Annotated in this window: 10 protein-coding genes; 7 read left to right on the forward strand and 3 right to left on the reverse strand. The window is 38.1% G+C overall.

The features are described 5' to 3' along the window. Positions 1-128: 128 nt before the first annotated feature. Both ACOVQ4_RS03845 and ACOVQ4_RS03850 read right to left on the reverse strand, forming a co-directional pair. Positions 129-884: a DUF6882 domain-containing protein gene (locus ACOVQ4_RS03845; protein WP_421819335.1), complete on the reverse strand. Its 756-nt coding sequence runs from the start codon at positions 882-884 to the stop codon at positions 129-131. 73 nt (positions 885-957) lie between these two features. Next, positions 958-2,487, reverse strand: a complete 1,530-nt coding sequence (locus ACOVQ4_RS03850) for a M20/M25/M40 family metallo-hydrolase (RefSeq protein WP_421819336.1) — start codon at positions 2,485-2,487, stop codon at positions 958-960. A 118-nt stretch (positions 2,488-2,605) separates the two neighbouring features. On the opposite strand from ACOVQ4_RS03850, the gene ACOVQ4_RS03855 reads away from it, so the two are divergent. The 6 genes from ACOVQ4_RS03855 to ACOVQ4_RS03880 all read left to right on the forward strand — a co-directional run bounded on the left by ACOVQ4_RS03855 (position 2,606) and on the right by ACOVQ4_RS03880 (position 16,698). Next, positions 2,606-4,243 (forward strand): DUF4419 domain-containing protein, encoded by a 1,638-nt coding sequence (locus tag ACOVQ4_RS03855; protein ID WP_421819337.1) that lies wholly within the window; start codon positions 2,606-2,608, stop codon positions 4,241-4,243. Positions 4,244-4,464: 221 nt separating this feature from the next. Then, a complete protein-coding gene (locus tag ACOVQ4_RS03860) occupies positions 4,465-8,586 on the forward strand; it encodes a hybrid sensor histidine kinase/response regulator transcription factor (protein WP_421819338.1) in 4,122 nt (1,373 codons plus the stop codon). A 182-nt stretch (positions 8,587-8,768) separates the two neighbouring features. Then, complete coding sequence (locus ACOVQ4_RS03865; RefSeq protein WP_421819339.1) at positions 8,769-11,906, forward strand: SusC/RagA family TonB-linked outer membrane protein; 3,138 nt, start codon at positions 8,769-8,771, stop codon at positions 11,904-11,906. 18 nt (positions 11,907-11,924) lie between these two features. Then, on the forward strand, positions 11,925-13,610 hold the full coding sequence (locus ACOVQ4_RS03870) for a RagB/SusD family nutrient uptake outer membrane protein (protein WP_421819340.1): 1,686 nt from the start codon (positions 11,925-11,927) through the stop codon (positions 13,608-13,610). Between the two features lie 262 nt (positions 13,611-13,872). Next, the gene (locus tag ACOVQ4_RS03875; RefSeq protein WP_421819341.1) at positions 13,873-14,901 is read left to right on the forward strand and encodes a cellulase family glycosylhydrolase; all 1,029 of its coding nucleotides are present in this window, start codon (positions 13,873-13,875) and stop codon (positions 14,899-14,901) included. A gap of 252 nt (positions 14,902-15,153) precedes the next feature. After that, positions 15,154-16,698 carry a glycoside hydrolase gene (locus ACOVQ4_RS03880; protein WP_421819342.1) on the forward strand — a complete coding sequence of 515 codons (1,545 nt, stop codon included), beginning with the start codon at positions 15,154-15,156 and terminating at the stop codon, positions 16,696-16,698. Between the two features lie 829 nt (positions 16,699-17,527). On the opposite strand, the gene ACOVQ4_RS03885 is transcribed toward ACOVQ4_RS03880, so the two are convergent. Beyond that, the gene (locus tag ACOVQ4_RS03885) at positions 17,528-20,635 is read right to left on the reverse strand and encodes a glycoside hydrolase family 2 TIM barrel-domain containing protein (RefSeq protein ID WP_421819343.1); all 3,108 of its coding nucleotides are present in this window, start codon (positions 20,633-20,635) and stop codon (positions 17,528-17,530) included. A gap of 302 nt (positions 20,636-20,937) precedes the next feature. On the opposite strand from ACOVQ4_RS03885, the gene ACOVQ4_RS03890 reads away from it, so the two are divergent. After that, a complete protein-coding gene (locus ACOVQ4_RS03890) occupies positions 20,938-21,282 on the forward strand; it encodes a zinc ribbon domain-containing protein YjdM (protein ID WP_421819344.1) in 345 nt (114 codons plus the stop codon). Positions 21,283-21,311 lie beyond the last annotated feature (29 nt).

Below are 21,311 nucleotides of genomic sequence, written 5' to 3' on the forward strand. Positions count from 1 at the left end.
TGGTCGTTAAAAACATTTTAACACGCTTTGCCTTGTGCCTATTGCCTTGTCCCTAAAACACAAAACTTGAATAAAATTTTGCACGATAACTTACTAACAAAAAAACGTTTAAAAATACTTCTTCAATTCTACAACTCGGTGTCTAAGGAGGTTAAAAAAAAGTCTTCGTTGAACCCAAGCTTTAAGAATTTCCCATCCGCTTCAGCACGTAATTCTCCATCAGCAATGCTAACTTTGAAACCTTTCAGATAGAGATAGGCCTCGAGGGCATCTACTTGATTAGAAACTTCATACTGTTCCAAAAACTCTCCAATCACGGTAACTTCGCGCTCAATGCCAATTTCGTCGAACTCATCCTTAATTTCATCAGGAAACGTTACCGTCAAAAGCATGATACCTTGTCCGTAGTCGGCCAAGAAAAAACCATCTTGTCCAAACATACTACAAGCAATTAGCCCCAAGTCATAGAGTTCATTTTGGTTTGAATCATACTGCGGTACCGTAAGATGAGATATATCAAAACGCTCTCCTAAATGTTTCAATACAAAAGAATTGGCAATAATCTTAGGAGTTTGTTGCAAATGCTGGTTTTCCCAAGCCCAAAGCCAAGTATTACTCGACTTTGAAAAAGAGCCGTATACCTGCATTGGAAATGTGTAATCCTCAAACATGATAATTCCTTTTTCGAGGTTGAATGACCAAGGTATTCCTTCTGTCAAATCGTCAAAATCTCGCTGTTTGTCAATGGATAAAGAGGCAAAATTGTCAAATAAGTCCCAAAATATTAACTTTTCTGAATCTATAGGTAGCGAACTGATACCCTCTTTTGTTAATGTACCCTGTGTAAGGACTATTTCGTTGATGTGCTTTAATGAATTTTTCATTCTTTATAAAATTAAGTGTAAAGGTATACACTGGTAAAATGCTATTTTGTCCAATAGGTTCTAACCGCTATTACTATTCCAATCGCATCAAGGCAACATAAGTTTCGATACCATTCCAAATATTTTGAATCCGAATATTCTCATTTTCTGCATGTTGATTATTATCGTGATTGGCAATAGGAACGGTAATTGTTGGAGTGCCAAGGTATTTTTCGAACAAAAATAAAGGGAGACTTCCCCCCAAGCTAGGCATCAGTACCAACTCATCCGAAGTAGTGCCTTGCACTGCACTAATCACCTTTTGGGCAATCGGCAAATTCATTTGAGTACGCTGAGCATTATAACCTTTTCCAAGCGTAACTCTAGCAATCAATGGATATTTTAAGCGCTCCTCATCAGTGATACTTTCGTTTTGAGTAACATAGTACCCTTGTGATTTGATATGATTTATCACTTTTTGCGCTTGTCGCTGTGCGTCATTTCCCAAGACTAAGCGTAAATCCAAGGCAGCAGTCGCAGAGGTTGGGATAACATTGGCTGCCATTTTGCCTACATTGGCACTCGAGATTCCATTGATATTGAGTGAAGGTAAATTAATCAACTCAGCCAATGACATGCCTCCACCTTCGGCGCGAACAAAGCCTAACTCCTGTTTCATCTGTTCGTCGACAGCAGGCACTTTAGCCAAGGCTTTCTTTTCCAAATCGGTGAAAGGCACCACATCGTCATAAAAACCTTTAATCAAAACCTTACCATTGTCGTCTTTCATTGAAGCCAATAATTTGACTAGCAAATTAGCTGGATTTGGAGCCCAGTTTCCGTAATGCCCTGAATGCAAAGGGCGTTTTGAGGCAAAAACTTTGATTTCCATACCTATATCGCCACGAACACCAAAAACAATTTGCTTTTTTCCAGATTGGTGTACAGGTCCATCACAGATAATCCAAAGGTCGGAGCCAAGTTTTTCTTTATGTTTTTCCAAAATTTCGGATAAATGAGTAGACCCCGCTTCTTCCTCTCCTTCAAAGAAGAACTTTAAGTTGACCGTTGGCTTTATCCCTAATTTATTCAAAACTTGGTAGGCAGAAAGAATAGAAAAAACGCCTGCTTTGTCGTCGGAGGCACTTCTACCATAGATTCGCCACTCTGGATTGATGCTATCGCTGGGCTTAGGGTCTGGAATAATTTTGCCCCCTTTTTCTAAGGAAGCATCCAAAAAAACAGACTTGAAAGGTTCCAAACCTTCCGCCCACTGGTTAGGATTAACTGGCTGACCGTCATAGTGCGCATAAAAAATTACAGTTTTGGTCGCATCAGGTACTGTCACTTCGCCAAAAATAGCAGGGGGTACACCTTGGGTTTTTGCATCCAAAAGTGAGGTTTTGATACCTCTATCCTCCATCATTTTGACAATATAGGCCGCAGTTTTTTGAATACCAACGGTGTCATAAACCACATTAGGAATAGATAGTAATCCTTTAAACTCATTCAGCAAGGCATATTCATTCGTTTTTCTGTAATTTCTTACTTGCTCATTGAGTTTTGACTGAGAAAGGATGGCAGTACTTTGAAGTAATAATAAGGACAGTAATATTTTTTTCATAAGGTAGTTTGTTTGCGTTTTATGGAATCATATTTTACTTCTTTCCCTAAAAAATGGTAATTTAAGGAGTCAATCTCAAAATCACACCAATTGTAAAGTTTATTTACCTTTTTCAAGTATGAAAAAAAGCATTTTCTGCCTGCTTACTACTTTTTTAATGTTCTCCTGTAAGAAAAACAACGAGAATCAACATTCCATTGTGCTCAACGATACAACCCATATTACCTCTCCTAATAATTTACGAAAACCCGAGGGAGTTACTTTCCAAGTCGATGAGGTTAAGCTAGCCAATGAGCCACTGAAAACTTTTTCGGCTGATCATACATTTGGTCTGGCTATCGGGAATGAATTGTTATTCTATCCAGAGGAGCACAAGGATTACTTATTAGTCCCTTCGCAAGAGAATGGTTTTGTAAGTACACTGCAATACTGTTATGACCAACATCGTCCATTGGTGCTTTCACCCGATGCCATTTGGATGACAATTTGTCAAGGAGTTTCTTATCACATCAACGAAAACTACAATTCCTTAAAAGGTAAATTATTTAAAAAAAATAAACCCGAAATCCTTTCGATTCGTAACGATAGTCTAGAATTTGGAGCAAAGCACTGGAACATTTTTATAAATGATATTTCAAATAAAACTCGCATATACACTAGACAGGATTATTATAATTTTTTTGTTGGTGATTATTCTACCACAACGCCAGTAATCAAAACAGCTTATCAAATTTCCCTGCTGAATGCTTATAAAAAAGGCTTTGATTACATTGCCGAAACGGGTTGTGGTATACCTTCAATTACAATCACAGGTACAAAGGAAGATTGGGAAAAAATTCTAGAAAAAATACAGCTTCTTAATCAACTAGGTTTAGAAGATTGGCATCGAGAATTAGCTCCAATCATTGAAGAATTTAAACAAGCTAGTCAAGGCAAAATTCATCATGAGTTTTGGAAAAATATCTACAAAAACGCCACCGAATACAATGGATTTTATATTTCGGGGTGGATGATTAAGCTGTTTCCATATATTAAGCTGATGGAAGAAAGCTCTCAAAAAAATTCGAACGGTGATATCATCACGAAGGAGGTGTTGAAAAGAAATCCCTTTCTACAAGATGACTTTTACCTAAAGTCAACGCTTACCACTGACAATTTTCCTTCAGGAATCTTGAAAGTACCTGTATCTTGGGAAAATTATAACAAGAAAACTAGCACAAAACTTCAGCTGTGTAGTGGCTTTTTCGGTATCTCCCAATACCAAGACAAAGCTCTTGAGCCCCTCATTTCGTGGGCTGTGGCTAGTCTGAAAGATTATAAAAAAACGAACGAGAGCCATCCAGTTGATTACTCGATGATTCATCGTGAAAATGATTGGTCGCCAAATTTTGCAAGCTTCGTTTTAGATTCTGCCATATACGATTACAAAACGAACGCTACAACTTCAAAAAGCTTGGCATTTATCAAATCATATTTACTTACCTCTCTTGCAAAAGATTCCAAATGGCGTTCTCTCAATTTAGAAAATGATACCTTAAAAATTGAGGTTTTAGTTAATGGAAAAGTGGGAGCTGTATCATTTTCAAAAACTAACAATACACAATTGAACCAATTTGTCTACCAAGCCTTGCGAAGACTCCCAGCACCTTGGTTGCCCGCACGTGCAACAGTGAACGCCGTTTTAGAATTGATGCAAGATGAAAGTCTATCAGATAAGAAAATTCGCGTAAATAGTCTAGTAGCGATTGCTTTTTGAACTCATAATCCTCAAATTGAGGCATTCTATAGGCAATATTCCCGCTTTGAAACCATTTAAACGATAAGTGTAGAGTAATAGAATGATAAGCTTTGGGTAACCCTCAGATTTCTTAAAGTCTTCAAGAGAACACTTTTTGTGAAGTGATGAAGTAAGAGGGGATTCAATAAATTCCCTCTTGTATTGTATTTTTTCGATAAAAACTACTTTACTTTTGTACTATGAAAATATTATGGTACTTGTTTTTGTTCTTTTCCACTAGCTCCATTGCTCAAATTCCTCAAAATCAGAAAGCTGTAAAATATAGTACAAAAGATGGTTTGTCTTTCGGAATTGTAAATTCCATTGTACAAGATGATAATGGCTTTATGTGGATTGCTACCGACGACGGGCTAAACCGTTTTGATGGGATTTCATTTCGTGTTTTTCGCCACGATTCTGAAGGGCAATATAGTCTACCAGGTAATTACATCAATACCGTTTTCAAAGATTCACATGGTCAACTTTGGATTACCTCCCGAAAAGGTCTTTTGAAGTTTGATGCTTCACAAGAATATTTTTATCCTCAATCGCTCTATAATGGCAAAAATATTGACGAGGATATCAGCTCGATTTCAGAGGCAAAAAATGGGAATCTTTGGTTGTCTTCCTCGCTTCATGGTGTTTTTTACTACAATCCAAGTACGCAGAAAACCATCAATTTCAGAATGGCCAATACTAAAGGGATGGAGAGTAACACCGTTTTGGTGACGCTCGAGGATGCTCAAGGACTAGTTTGGCTTGGCTCGCATACAAATGGAATAAGTGTTTTTCGACTAAAAAATAATCGATTGATTCATTTCCCTATTCTAAATACCGAACAGCTCAAGAATTATAGAATCAATGCCATTTACGAGGATAGCAACCATCAAATATGGTTGGCAACCTTTAATGGTATCTTTCGATATAATCGTACTACCAATAGTCTGGAAAAGGTAGAATTTTCGAATATTAACAGTAACAGAGTTTTTCTATCTTTGGTCGAAGACAAACAAAAAAATCTGTATGTCGGGGTACAAGATGGAGGTTTGTATCAACTAAAGTTACAATCTTCTTATCCGTCTAAAATACCTTTACATTCGGTATTGGACACTCATGACGCCATCAATGAACGCTCGGTACAATGTTTGTACACCGACAAAGACCAAAATATTTGGTTAGGTACATACGGAGAAGGTATTATGATGCTAAACCAAACTCCTCAACGATTTCTACAATTTCAGAAGAAAACCGAAAATCAGCATACAGAAAATTGGTTACGCTATTATGGCATGACCGCCGACCATGAAGGGAATCTCTGGCTTGGAACCGACGGAGATGGCATTTACAAAACCACAGCAGAAGGCAAGGTCTTAAAACACTATGTAGCAGGTAAGGGAAAAGGGAGTTTGACCAACAATGCCATTCTTGCAGGTTTTAAGGATAGCCAAAATAATCTATGGTTTGGTTCGTATGCAGGAGGTTTGTATCGCTATGATCAGCAAAGTGATTCGTTTGTCAACTATTCTCATCAACAAAATAGCCCCAACAGTTTGGGTTCAAACGATGTAAGGGTAATTTTTGAAGATAGTAAAAAACGCATTTGGATAGGTACCAATGGAGGAGGTTTTTGCCTATATAATGCTTCGAGTAATGATTTTACTTGCTTTAGTTCTCAAATCCACAATTTTAACTCGAGTGACGTAAGGTCAATGGCAGAAGACCAAAATGGTAACCTTTATATTGGAACGTATGGTATTGGTGTGGTTCAGTTTAATCCAGTTACTAAAAAATTCAAACAGATCATAAAGGATATTTTACCAGCAGGCGTAGTACTAAGTTTGGATTATAGTCCAAAGAGTGGTTTGTGGATTGGAACTCAAGAAATTGGCCTGATAAACTATCGTATCGACAATCATACCTTTACAAGATATACCGAAAAGAATGGACTTGGGAGCAACACCATTTTGGCATTAAAATGCCTACCTAATGGGCAAGTATGGTGCAGCACCAATGCAGGGATTTCAAAAATTGATGTAAATCTTCAAAAGATTTTTAATTATGACCGAAAAGATGGTTTACAAAACGGTCAATTCAATGGAGGTTCGATGCTTTATGAGCCCAAAAAGGGATTTCTTTGCTTTGGAGGAACCGAAGGCTGGAATAAATTTTATCCTAATTCCATCAATACATTAACCTACCAGCCAAAGGTTTTAATCACAGGAATTCAATTGTATGGAAAAGATATAGACCAAGAGAGTATTCCTCAAAGAGAATTTATCCCTTTTGATAACCAAAAAACCGATGCTTCAATCGAGTTAAAGCCTAATCAATCTGTTTTCTCAATTTTATACGGAGCAATCAACTATTCGTACCCAGACGAAAATTATTTTGCCTACCAATTGGAAGGACTCGACAACGATTGGAATTATGTTGGCAAACAAAAATCTGCCACCTACCGCTACCTCGAACCTGGCAGTTATGTCTTTAGAGTCAAAGTGGCCAACAAAGACCATGTTTGGTCTGATAAGATTGTATCCTTCAAGGTGATTATTTTACCCCCATGGTACAAAACCTGGTGGGCCTACTGCATATATTTATCGGCAATAATTACAGCAATTTTTTATTACCAAAAATATAGACTCAATCAGGCTGAACTAAAATATCAAATCAGAGTAGCAAAAATTGAATCAGAAAAAGAAAAGGAGTTGAACGAGAAAAAGCTATCCTTTTTCACACAGATATCACACGAGTTTAGAACTCCTTTGACCTTAATTATCAATCCAATTAAGGAACTTTTACAAGACGAAACCCACGATAGCACTAGTTTGCAATTGATTTATAGAAATGCACGCCGACTCCTTAGCTTGGTAGACCAGTTATTACTTTTCAGAAAAGCCGAGGCCGAAAGAGACCAGTTGAAAGTTTCTCTGATAAATGTTAAAGAGTTGGCAGAGGAAGTATTTCTTTGTTTTACTTATCAAGCAAAAGAGAAGAATTTACACTACGACTTTATTTGTACCAACGAAAACTTAGAAATATATGGCGATAAGGAAAAACTTGAAATAGCACTATTTAACCTAATCTCAAATGCGATTAAGTTTACGCCAATTGATGGGGCAGTTTCGGTACAAATCGAAGAAACACCGAGGTATGTCAATTTTTTTATCAAGGATAGCGGAAAGGGAATCGACGCCAACATTGGTGATAAGCTTTTTGAGATGTTTTACCAAACCAAAAATACTAGAATGGCAGGCTTTGGTATTGGATTATTTTTGACAAAAACTTTTATAAAATACCATAAAGGAGATATTTCGTACTCGAGCAAAATGGGACAGGGAACTACCTTTAAAATCAGTCTGCCGAAAGGATACGACCACTTGGATATCGACACCATCGAACTTGATAATAAACCCGAATCGGCAATTTTAGAAGAATTAAAAGAGGAAAAAATAGAGATAAAAGGGGTAGCAAAACTCGATAATCAGGTTATTGTAGAAGAACTGGTAGGCGAGCAAAACACGATGGTGGTGATTGATGACAATGAGCAAATCAGGGACTATCTCAAGCAGATTTTTCAGGCACAATTCAAAATCTATGATGCCGAAAATGGACAACAAGGTTTGGATTTGGTCAATGAAGTATTGCCAGATATGGTGATTTGTGATATTATGATGCAGGGTTTAAATGGCATTGAAGTGTGCACAGAAATCAAACAAAATAAACAGCTTAATCACATTCCTGTAATTTTACTAACCGCCAGTACGTCTTCTGAGGTAAAGCTGAAAGGAATTGAAGTAGGCGCCGATGACTATATCAGCAAACCTTTTGAAAAGGACATATTGATTGCCCGAATCAATAGCATTCTGAAAAGCCGCATGGACCTTCAACAGTACTTTTTTAATGAAGTAACCTTGCAGGCACATAACTTTAGAATTTCGCCAGAATACAAACAATTTCTTGACCAATGTATTTCAATTGTTGAACAGCATTTGATGGACTCCGAATTTAATGTAAGCGTTTTGGCAACCGAAATAGGAATGAGTTCATCGAGTTTATACAACAGAATTAAGTCAATTTGTGGGCAATCACCAAACAACTTTATTCGCTTTATTCGACTACGAAAAGCAGCCGAAATTTTGATTTCTACTGACTACACAGTATCCGAAACCGCCTATCAAGTTGGTATAAATGATAGTAAATATTTTAGAGAACAGTTTAACAAACAATTTGGTATGAACCCTTCGGCCTATATCAAAAAATATCGAAAGCCATTTCACAACCAGCACACATTCCACAAAGATGTTTTTGCGAAGAAGAGCTAAAACAGCCTCCTTTTTTTATAAAAAAGCCCTAAAATTTACCATTTTAGGGCTTTTTGTTCGATTACCCCCTACCATATAAGGATTTCCCCCCTCTCCAAATAACCCCATAATCCTAGTTTTGCTTCAAATATTTCAATGTCAAAAAGCACAAATTTTCCAATCAAACAATTTTCATTTAAAAGATGAGACAACCTTTATTCTCCCAAATCGGTAAGGGTCGCGGCAATTCAGGGATAACAAACCTATTAGCCAATGGCACCAAACTCTTATTATGCCTTGTTATGATGCTTTCAACCTTTGCGACTTTAGCGCAATCGGATAGAAAGATTACAGGAACAATCCTTGATGATCAAGGCGCCGCACTCCCAGGTGCAAACGTACAAGTTAAAGGAACTAGCAAAGGGGTATCCGCGGATGCAAATGGTAAATATGCTATTACTGTACCTGCCAACGCTTCTACTTTGGTTTTTACTTTTATTGGATACGCTTCACAAGAGGTAGAAATCAAAAATCAGTCTGTTGTAGATATCAAATTAGTAGCCGATACCAAATCTCTTCAAGAGGTAGTTGTGGTAGGTTATGGTACACAGAAAAAAGTTACCTTGACAGGGTCGGTATCTGATGTAAAAGGTAGCGAAATAGTAAAAAGCCCTCAGCCCAACTTATCAAACTCACTGGCGGGTCGTTTTTCGGGTTTTATTGCCAACAACCGTGGTGGTGAGCCTGGATATGATGGTTCGAGCTACACGATTCGTGGCTTGGCCTCTACAGGAAACAACGATGTGCTTATCGTTGTAGATGGAGTTCCAGGACAAATTGGAGGTTTGGAACGCCTCGACCCAAATGACATTGAAAGTATTTCGGTTTTGAAAGATGCCTCAGCTGCTGTATACGGTAGTCGCGCAGCCAACGGTGTAATCTTGGTAACAACCAAAAGAGGTACAACTGGCAAACCCACTATTTCTTACAGTTTCAACCAAGGTTTCAGTTCGCCAACTCGTTTACCTAAATTAGCAGACGCTCCTACGTATGCAACTATTTTGAACGAGATTGATTATTACAACAACCCAGCAGGTGGCATGAATCAGCACTACTCGGCTGATGAAATTACAAAGTTTGGCAATGGTTCTGACCCATTGAACTACCCAAATACCAACTGGCAAAAAGAGGCTTTGCAAAGTGTAGCTTTACAAAACCAACACAGTTTGACAGTAAATGGTGGTACAGAGAACACTCGTTATTTCATGTCAATTGGGATGATTTCACAAGATGGTTTGTTGAAAAACGGTGCTACCAAATATAACCAATACAATTTCCGTTCAAATATTGATGCCAATATTACCAAAGATTTTAAAGTAAGTTTATCCCTTTCGGGTCGTCAGGAAGATCGTCAATATCCTATCAGTAGTGCTGGAAACATTTTCCGCTCAATTTACAGAGCATACCCTACAGTTGTAGCAACATACCCGAATGGTTTACCATCTACAGGTGTTGAAAACAACAACCCTGTTGTATTAGGTACTTCTTTGGGTGGTACCAACAAAAACCCAACAACTGTGTTTAATGGTATTTTGAGAGGAAGTTATAACTTACCAGTAAAAGGATTGAGTATAGACGGATTCTTGTCAATAGATAAATCTTATAATTTTTCGAAGGCATTTAGTATCCCATACATTTTGTATTCGTACAATCGCAATACTAACGCTTATGACCAAGTGGTTACAGGCGGTTCTGCTGGAGCAGCAACGTTGTCTGAATCGCAAACTAATTCGTCTTTGCAAATCCAAAACATCAAGTTGAACTACAACTTGGCAACTGGTCGTCATAATGTAAATGCTTTTGTGGCATTTGAACAAAGCCAAAACCGCTCAGAAACGTTTGGTGCATCAAGATTAAATTTCCCAACACCATCAACGCCTGAACTCTCGCAAGGTGGTGCTGCTGCAACTGACAAAAACAATTACGGAAGTAGCTACAACTTTACAAGAAGAAGTTATATCTCGAGAGTAGCCTACAATTACAGCGAAAAATATTTGGCAGAAATACAAATGCGTGTGGATGGTTCATCAACTTTCCCAGCGGGTAAGCAGTATGGTTTCTTCCCGTCGTTCTCGGCAGGTTGGAGAATTTCGGAAGAGCCTTGGTTCAAAAATAAAGTTACAAGTGTAGATGACTTAAAATTACGTGCCTCTTATGGTACTTTGGGTAACGACAACGTTGGACAGTTTCAGTACTACAACAACTACTCGTTCAACAATGCGTATGTTATTGGTATGGATGTAATTCGTCCTGGGATTGATTTGACAAAATTAGCTAACCCAAATATTACGTGGGAAGTTGCTAAAAAATTAGATATTGGTTTGAATGCGACAATCTTCAAAAAATTATCTGCTGAAGTTACGTATTTCCAACAAAACCGTTCTGACATCCTAGCAGCACGTAATGCCTCTATTCCAGCGGTTTCGGGTATCGTAAACCCTTATGGTTCGGGAGCCCTAGTGCCAGATCAAAATATTGGTAAAGTTAGCAATGCGGGTATCGAAACTAGTGTAACTTACAATCATTCTGGTGATTTTAGATACATGATTTCTGGAAACTTTACTTATGCAAAAAACAAAATTGAGTTTATCGACGAGGCTTCAGGCTTACCAGAGTATCAACGTCAAACAGGTCGCCCTCTCAATACTTATTTGTTATATAGATCAATCGGTATTTTTAGAAGTCAAGCAGATTTAGACAAATATCCTCACTTGACAGGTGCACGTTTGGGTGATTTAATCATCGAAGATTACAACAAAGACGGTAAAATCACAGCCGACGACCAAGTACGTTCTGATTATGGAAATATTCCTCAAATGACTTTTGGTTTGGTTTTCAATGCAGGTTATAAAAACTTCGACTTCTCGATGGTATTTGCAGGACAAGCACAAGTTAGTCAATATGTACTACCAGAATCGGGCTCTATCGGTAACTTCTATAGCAGTTGGGCAGACAATCGTTGGAGTCCAACAAATCCGAATGGAACCTATCCGCGTGTAGATACACGTTCTTCTTCTTCAGTAAACGGTGGCTTATACCCAAGTACATTCTGGTTGAACAACGCTTCATTTGTTCGTTTGAAAAACCTTGAATTTGGCTATACACTACCAAACAAATTGTTGAGTAAACTAAATATCAAACAATTAAGAGTTTATACTAACGCTTTCAACCTGTTGACATTCACAGGCGTGAAAGATTATGACCCAGAAGGAAACAGCTCGAGTGGACAATTCTACCCACAACAGCGCATTATGAACCTTGGTGTCAATGTTAAGTTTTAATCTTTAATGTTTATTACAATGAAATCTAGAAAATCTATTGCAATATCTTCTTGTCTGTTTGCTGTGCTATTGTCAACTGCTTCGTGTAATTCTGATTTGCTTGATGTAGTACCAACAGACCGAGTTTCGGATAGTTCTATCCTTACAGACTCAACCCTTTTCGAATCCTATGTAATCAACCGTTATATGGGTGTACGCCTCACCGACAAAGAAGCAGAAGGAACACCTCCGGGCTTTGGTCGTGGTTTTGAGTATGCCATGTGGTCATCTGTTACTGATGAATCGATGTATAACAACGATGATAACACTTGGTTAATCCAAAGAGGACAATTAGCACCTGAAAATACAGGTATTGCTGGAACCATTTGGGGACGTAGTTACCGCAGCATTCGCGAAATCAACTATGCACTTGCCAATGTTCAGAAAGTAAATATGAGTGCTGGTATGAAAACTCGTTTGGCCGCAGAATTACGTTTCTTAAGAGCCTTCCGTTATCATGACCTTATTCGTAATTACGGTGATGTTGTATTGATGGGTGATAAAGTGTATGAACTTGGTGAAGATTTTACAAACTCTGCCATTTATACTCGCTCTTCGGTGAAGGATGCCATGACTTACGTTATGGCAGAATTGGATGCAGCAAGTAAAGACCTTCCTGCTACAAACAACTCCTCAAACTGGAAGTTGGGTCGTGCTACTAAGGGTGCAGCCTTAGCCTTAAAATCAAGATTGGCGCTCTATGCTGCTAGTCCATTATACAATGCAGGTAATTGGCAAACTGCCGCAAATGCTGCAAAAGAGGTTATGAATCTTGGAATGTATTCTCTTTACACTGGCGGATACGATAAGTTATTCTTAACTCCAGAAAACAATCCAGAAATTATTTTCGAACGTTTGTATACGCGCGGGGCTCGTCACGTATGTTTAGAAATCTCAAATGCACCAAACGGATTTGGTGGTTGGGGTGGTAACGTACCTTTGCAAAATTTTGTAGATGCTTACCAAATGAATAATGGTAAATCTATTGACGACGCAAGCTCTGGTTACAACCCACAAGACCCATACAAAAACCGTGACCCTCGTTTTTATATGACCGTTTTGACTAATAATTCTTCCTACAGAGGAAATACCGTCCAAAGCTTTGTGCCAGGTGGAAAAGACAGTAAAGATGGCCCATCAAACTGGAATACTTCGAAAACTGGCTATTATTTGAAAAAATACATGAACGATGCCCTGCCAATCGACAACCCTTGGGATATTGCTGGTACTCAACCATGGATTTACTTCAGATATGCTGAAATTTTATTGAACTATGCCGAAGCACAAAATGAGGCAGCTGGCCCAGACCAATCCGTTTATGATGCTGTTAATGCCATTCGTAGAAGAACAGGTGTTGGCATGCCTGCACTCCCTACAGGCTTAAGCCAAGCACAGATGCGTGATGCCATTCGCAAAGAGCGTCAGATTGAGTTGGCCTTTGAGGAACACCGTTATTATGACGTTCGACGTTGGAAAATTGCTAATGTTACAGAAAACGTACCAGCATACGGAATTGAAGTGACCAAAAATGGCACAGGTTTCACTTACACACGTAAAGAAGCGCTCTCTGGTAGACGTTTTGAAGATAAGCACTATTTCCTACCTATCCCTCGTGCTGAAATCCTTGCTTCTGGAGGAAAACTAACTCAGAACCCTGGATATTAATCTAGTTTGAACAAGTGAGGATTTGAAGATTTGAAAATGATTTAACATCATGGATAATTTTCAAATCCTCTACTTTTTTGGGCATGCTTTAAGTCCGTAACAAGCTTTTAGTTTCGGATATCGGATGTTGGATTTCGGAAGTGCATGCTTCTTTTTTCTTGTAAAAAATAAAGGAGTTTTTCTATCCGAAATCAGAAATCCCAAATCCGCAATCGGTCAACTACTAACTCATCACTCACAACTCTCAATCCCTTCTAGTCCTATGAAAAAATTACTTTCTCTGATTCTTACCTCTACTCTATTCTACGCTTGTTCAAAGAATTCCATTGATTCTCCTGTAGTACCAACAGACCCCGTTGTAAAAAATACAACTCCTGTGGGTGTCGACAGTATTGCAGGGGTCAACTGGGCTGATGCTCGAGATAATTTTGTGGATGGTTGGGTTATTCCTTCTGGCCTCGAAGCTGGCGACGAATATGCTACGGTTTTTGCTAAATCTGAAGGTATTTTAACGGGTTTTCAAAACCATATCAAAGGTCTAAACACAATTCGTCTGCCAATTAACCCGCCTTCGGTGAACGATGTGTGGTGGTCACGATATAAAGGTGCGATTGACAAGGCCATCAGTAAAAAAATTCGTGTAATCTTATGTTGTTGGGAATCTGCCTCATCAAAAAATGGACTTATTGATAATAGTGCCGACTTTTGGCAAATGTGGACCAAGGTAGTACAAGACTACGGCAACAACCCTTATGTATATTTTGAAGTAATTAATGAACCTTACGGGTATTCTCTTCAAACCTTAAGCGATGTATATGCCGAGTTTTTGCAAAGATTCCCAGCGCTTTCACGCAAACGCATTGTTTTGTCGGGCACAGGATATTCGGAGGATGTAACTGGTATCGGAGCAGACAGTAGATTTTCCGAATGTTTATTGGCTTTACATAATTATGCATTCTGGACAAATCGTACCCTGACCGAATGGGAATCTGACTGGCGTCGAAGAATGGGCGTTTATGCCAAAAGAACTATCGTTTCGGAATTTGGCGTAGCTATGAGTACAGGCAAAGACTATATCGGTGGCTCACAATCAGATAACGAAATAGCCTACATGATTGCCTCATCCAATATTTTCAGAAATGATAAAGTCGCAAGTATTTATTGGCCAGGCTTACGTGATGGAGATAGCTATAGCCTATTTTCAAGAGAAGGTACAGGGACTTCTATTACCCTAAAAATCATTAATCAATCTGGTATCAATCGCCTCCGCTATGGATGGGGGATTGAATAATGGCGAATCTGTGAATGGTGAATTACTGAATCTTTCTTTTCTTTAAAAAAAGTAAGAAAACGTTATTAGTTAATAGTGTATCAGTTATTTGAAGATATTCATAATCAAAAGATTAGAATCAATTTTTGCATCAGATATACTTAATTTAATCTTTTCTGATACTAACTTACAATATAATAATTTGTAAAACTCGCAACGCTAATTCACCCCATTTTTAAAATACATTATTCGCTCAGTTACAAATATTTCAGCATGATGTCATATAAAAATACTTTTCAAAATTCATTTAAAAAATGCTTGCTAACTGGGGCTTTGGGTTTGGGGTTTTCCTCGATTGCTCAAGTCTCACAACAGCCCATTTTAGTAAAATTAAATCCTCAAAAAACCTTCCAAACCATCGAACATTTTGGCGGATCAGACGCTTGGGCAGGGCAGTTTGTCGGGAATTGGCCCGATGAAAAAAAGAAGGCTATTGCCAAGCTTTTGTTTAGTAAAAACGTTGACAAAAGCGGGCAACCCGAGGGCATAGGCTTATCGTTGTGGCGTTTTAATATCGGCGCTGGCAGTACCGAGCAAGGCAAAGAAAGCGGTATAAAAGACGAGTGGCGCAGGGCTGAATCTTTTCTCAACAACGATGGTTCATTTAATTGGGAAAAACAGGCTGCTCAAATGTGGTTTTTACAAGAAGCAAAAAAATACAAGGTCGATAAATTTTTGGGGTTTACCAACTCTCCCCCTGTTCAGTTTACCTCGAACAAAAAAGCCTTTGCTACTGATGGAAAACCCAATTTATCCCCTGAGCAATACGACAATTTTGCTCATTTCTTAACGGAAGTTGTTAAAGGAATCAGACAAAAAACAGGTATAACTTTAGACTATCTCAGTGCTACTAACGAACCCCAGTGGGATTGGAGCGATGGCGGTCAGGAAGGTACGCCCTTCGACAATGAGCACATCGCAGGCATCAACAAAGCACTTAGCAAAAGATTATTGGCAGCAAAATTACCGACTCAAATCTCAATCGCAGAAGCTGGTCAGCTCAACTATCTTTACGATCCATTCAATAAACCTGCTCGTGGCTCACAAATTGAGGATTTTTTTCAGAAATCAGGAAAATATTACCTAGGTGACTTGCCAAATCTGAACAAATCTATTGCTGGACATAGCTATTTTACTACTTCACCCTACAAAGAGGCTAGCCAGATAAGAACACAATTAGCCGCAAATGTATCTAAAATTGAAGGGCTACACTATTGGATGACCGAGTATTGTATTTTGGGTGATAATGCTGGCGAAATAGAGGGCAATGGCAAAGATTTAGGAATGAAATCGGCTCTTTATGTGGCCAAGGTTATACACAATGACCTTGTAAACGGAAATGCCACCGCTTGGCATTGGTGGACCTCTATTTCTGCCTACAACTACAAGGACGGTTTGGTATATATTGATAAAAACAAAACTGATGGAAATTATGAAGAGAGTAAGATGTTATGGGCTTTCGGAAATTATAGCCGTTTTGTGAGACCAAATGCCAAGAGAATAGAAGTTTCTGTAGGTAAGGTAAATCCAGAAAAATTGCTTATTTCAGCCTACTTTGATCAAAAATCAAAGCAAACTGTTATGGTGGTTATCAATGCCTCGGATACCCCTAGCCAATTGCTAATTGAAGGATTAAACTACAAAAAAGCAATTGCCTACCAAACCTCCGAAAATGCTAATCTTAAGCCAAGTATTCTCAAAAATGTTAATGATTTAACAATTTCTGCAAACTCCGTAATCACCTTTGTATTTAACTAAACATGTTAGCCTGTGACTTTAATTTCTTGAAGAAAAGAAGTTATTTCGGATGTGAGGAAAATAGAGTAAGTTTTATCTTGAAGGCATAAGGCGAAGCCTGTTAAATTGATTTTTTAGAATCAGATTTCATTTTGCCCATGATATAAGTTGACTTTGAGGTCAAGCTATTTTAGGCAAGCACAATTAACTAATAACATTTTCCTACTTATATTACAGCATCTATCTATTTTGAAACCAAACAAGTATTATCAAAAAAGCGGTCGGAAAACAAATACCGACCGCTTTTTTGGTAATATTCAACTACATATTTTTTAAGCTAAGACAAATTGCATTGTGTATTTGCTTGTAAAATTCGTGTTAACAATCCTCACTGAATCGCCACACTAGGAACCATTTATTTTTGTGAATAGTGAAAACAAAAAATTGTTTATCACGAGCTCTATTTCCTAGAAAATTATTGAAAAGATTTTTGCTTAAAAACTCGATAAAGAGCCCTTCCCTTTTGTTGTATACATTTGTTTTGATGAATGCTCTAAGCGATATGCCGTAGGCAAATGGTTCTAATGAAATTATAAAGACATTTGGACCGAAATAAGTAGGTAATAGCACAAAATTAGATTGGATTTTGTGTTTCAGGCATAAGGCAAAAAGTGTAACATTGTTTTTTTAACAATATGTTTTTGCCGAAAGCGTTCTACAAAAGGTTTATATCTTTCGAGATATGTTAACCTCTTTTCATACGGCTTACTCGATGCCTATTGCTTCATTTTCAACCTATTTTGCTCACTTACCTAATTCCTACGACATAAAGCCTAAAGCGTATTCAAACTTAAAACAAACTAAGGATATAACTATAGGTAAATTTCTTATCAGTCAATCGATATTCTTTATGTGGCAAAGCCCCCCAACTATCATCACCACCAAGACCTCTTTGCTTTAGGTCGATTTGTAAAGTATTCTCATTACGAATCTTAATATCGGTTGGATGTTGTTGTTTTTTGCTCAAACCTGGGTCTAAATCTTCTGTTTTGAAAGGTAGCAAGCTAAAACTGATAGGCTGAACTCCTTCAATCATCAAACCATTTCCTTGTGCATTGGCAATCTTGACCCAACGAGTATCAGTGCGATACCCATGTTCTTGTGGACGAATGTAATTTGAGGTTACTGCATTAACCACAGTATCGGCATACACGCCCAAGAAAGAGGCCAAATTACGATCCTGATAATTCTCCCAAGGTCCTCTACCATAGTAATTCAACAATTTGTAATCTTGCTTAAGATTCATTCGCATACCAAAACGAGGCATTTCTGGAAGATTTCTGTCACCTAAATCCAAATTGGCTGTTACTTTTACGGCACCATCGTTCAAAATTTGATAGATAACGGTATAATTAGCATCAATTCCTGCTAAAAAATAGTCAACCTGAATACTTATACCCTCAGCGTTTTGCTCGCCAACGGTAACCTTTGATACAGCCTTATTGGCATGGGCATTTCTCCAAATGCCTAATCTATATGGCATATCGTTACCAAAATCGTTATCGGTTGGAGCGCGCCAGAAAAATGGCTCAGGCAAACTATTGATTGAAGTAGAACCATCTAAAGCGCTGTATTTCTCCCAATTACCCCATTGCGTGTTAAAAGTGCCCGTCACTTTATCAGTTTTGAAGGTAAGGCGGTTGTTGGCTTTGCTGATTTCCAAAGTACCTGTTCTCGGACGACTCACTTGGAAATAATAACTGTTGTCGAAGCGTAATTGCTCGCGAGCAACTTCATGTCCTGCTGGTACTAGCTCGGTAGCAGTTTTTGTGTAGGCATATAATTCTAAAGCATACTCACCTCTATCTTTTTTAGCAGGCAAATTAATTTTCACCTCCTGCGCTTGTTTTGGTGCCAAACTTAGCTCAAAATTTCCGTCAGCCACAGGTTTACCATCTTTTGTTAAAACCCATTTGAAAGTATAATTATCTAAATTTGTAAAATCAAAAAGGTTTTCTACTTTAATCTCACCACTTTCCAAGTTTTTAGCAGAGAAAATAATACTTTGGTAAGATTTTTTAACTTCAAACAAGCCTGGATGCGGTGTTCTATCTGAAGCAACCACCCCATTGGCACAGAAGTTTTCGTCGTTTTGCAAATAATAGCCTCCCAAATCACCTCCATAGGCATAAAACGGGCGTCCATCTGTTGTTTTGGTCAACATCCCTTGGTCAACCCAGTCCCAAATAAAACCACCTTGCATGTGTTTTGAGCTACGAATAATATCCCAATAACGCTGGAAATTTCCTGAGCTATTTCCCATTGCATGCGCATATTCACACATAATATATGGGCGAGTTTTGGTGTTGTCATTCGCGTACTTCAACATATCTTCGATACGTGGATACATCGGACAAACGATATCTGTATTGGCATTTTCGCCTGCTTGCTCAGACTGTACAAAACGGGTATTATCTTTTGATTTTAACCATTTGTAAGTTTCATAAAATACTGGGCCATTTCCACACTCATTTCCTAATGACCAAATAATCACAGAAGGGTGATTTTTGTCTCGTTCGAACATTCGCTCGGTGCGATCTTTGTGCGCATTTTCCCACAATGGAAGGTATGCAGGGTGTTTTGTCTTGTCCCAGCTCCCTTGCCACTCAGCACCCATACCGTGTGTTTCGAGGTTTACTTCGTCTACAACATACAGGCCATATTGGTCACAAAGCTCATACCAATATGGGTCATTTGGATAGTGACTTGCACGCACCGCATTGATATTGTATTGCTTCATCAACTGAATATCCTTTAGCATCAACTCACGGTTAGGTACGTGCCCTTCAACAGGGTCGTGTTCGTGACGATTAACACCATGTACATAAGTTGGAACACCATTGATTAATAGTTGAGCATTTTTGATTTCTACTTTCCTAAATCCTACCTTGTAACTTGTCGTTCCTAGAGATTTTCCCTGTGCATCGTTTACCGAAATCACGCAAGTATAAAGATTAGGATATTCTGCACTCCATTTCAATGGATTTTTGATTGTAGTTTTGAAAGCTACATTTTGAAGTGTATCGGCAGACTTAGCAACTTTTTGTGTTTGAGACCAAACCGTTTTACCAGTTTTATCCAATAATTCCATATTTATGGTACCTGCATCCACATTACTACCTTTAAACTTTCTTAAAGATACCTCTGCACTTAACAAACCATCTGTATATTTAGCATCCAAATCACCTTTTATAAAGAAATCCCAAAGTGATGTTTTGGGCAAAGCCGTAAGGAAAACATCACGCTCAATTCCCGATATTCTAAAAAAATCTTGGTCTTCCAAATAGCTTCCATCATGCCAACGATATACCTGTACAGCGAGCGTATTTTTTCCTTTTTGTAAAAACTGACTAATATTAAACTCTGCAGGAGACTTAGAAACTTTGGTCATACCTACAAATTTGCCATTGACATAAATACGGGCATACCCAGTAATAGAGCCAAAATGCAGTAAAATCTCACGATCAGACCAGTTTTCTGGAACGGTAAAAGCTTTACGATACGTTCCCACGGGGTTATCACCACCAATAAAAGGAGGATTTTTGGGAAAAGGATAAACAATATTGGTATAAATCGCTGTTCCAAACCCTTTTCTTTCCCAATTGGAAGGTACTGGCAAATCATTCCATTTGCTATCGTCCAAATTTGTTTCAAAATAATTTGTAGGAGCGTCAGAGATTCTGTCTGCGTAAACAAATTTCCAAGTGCCATTCAATGACTGATAAAAAGGGCTTTTTTGAGGATTTTTGATTACTGCCGAAGACTTGTCTGCATAAAGTACAAAATCCGTATGGGCTTTTTCTTTACCGATATCGATTAAAGAAGGGTTTTCCCATGGATTTTGAGCCAGTAAGCTTCCTTGGAGTAGGGTTAATAAAAGGGTTAGTGTTTTTTTCATGTTAACTAAGAATTATAAACAATGACTATTGGAGATAGCAATATTGATTGAGTAATAAACAATACTGCAAAAGTACAATCACACAATTTAGCTAAAAGGGGGTAATTTAGTAATATAACAGGGGTAAAAAAGTATTTAATCTTTTAAAAGGAGTTCAATTATTGGCTATTTCTTTCACTAGCGAACATTTTTTACAATTCCAAAGCTATTTCCGTACCTTTGTCAACTCAATTAACTCTGGTAGCACTTCTAGTGGTATCATCTTTGACAATTTTATAAATTTATCATTTAAAACTATTACCATGTCAGAATTTCCCCCATGTCCAAAATGTAATTGCGAATACACTTACCCTAGTGATGATTTGTTGGTTTGTCCTGAATGTTTTCATGAATGGAATCCCACAGAAGTTGAAGCTGATGAAGTAAACGCTACAGCCAAAGTGGTAGACTCCAACGGAAATGAATTACAGGATGGAGATACTGTTGTCGTAATCAAAGATTTGCCTGTGAAGGGTGCACCAAAACCTATTAAAGCAGGCACCAAAGTAAAAAATATTCGCCTAACCGACGGTGACCACAATATCGATTGTAAAATAGATGGCTTCGGAGCAATGGGACTTAAGTCTGAATTTGTAAGAAAAGCTTAAAAGGTACGAAGTGGCTGTGGTACACAGTG

The organism is Flectobacillus sp. (assembly GCF_049240685.1).
Lineage (GTDB): Bacteria > Bacteroidota > Bacteroidia > Cytophagales > Spirosomataceae > Flectobacillus.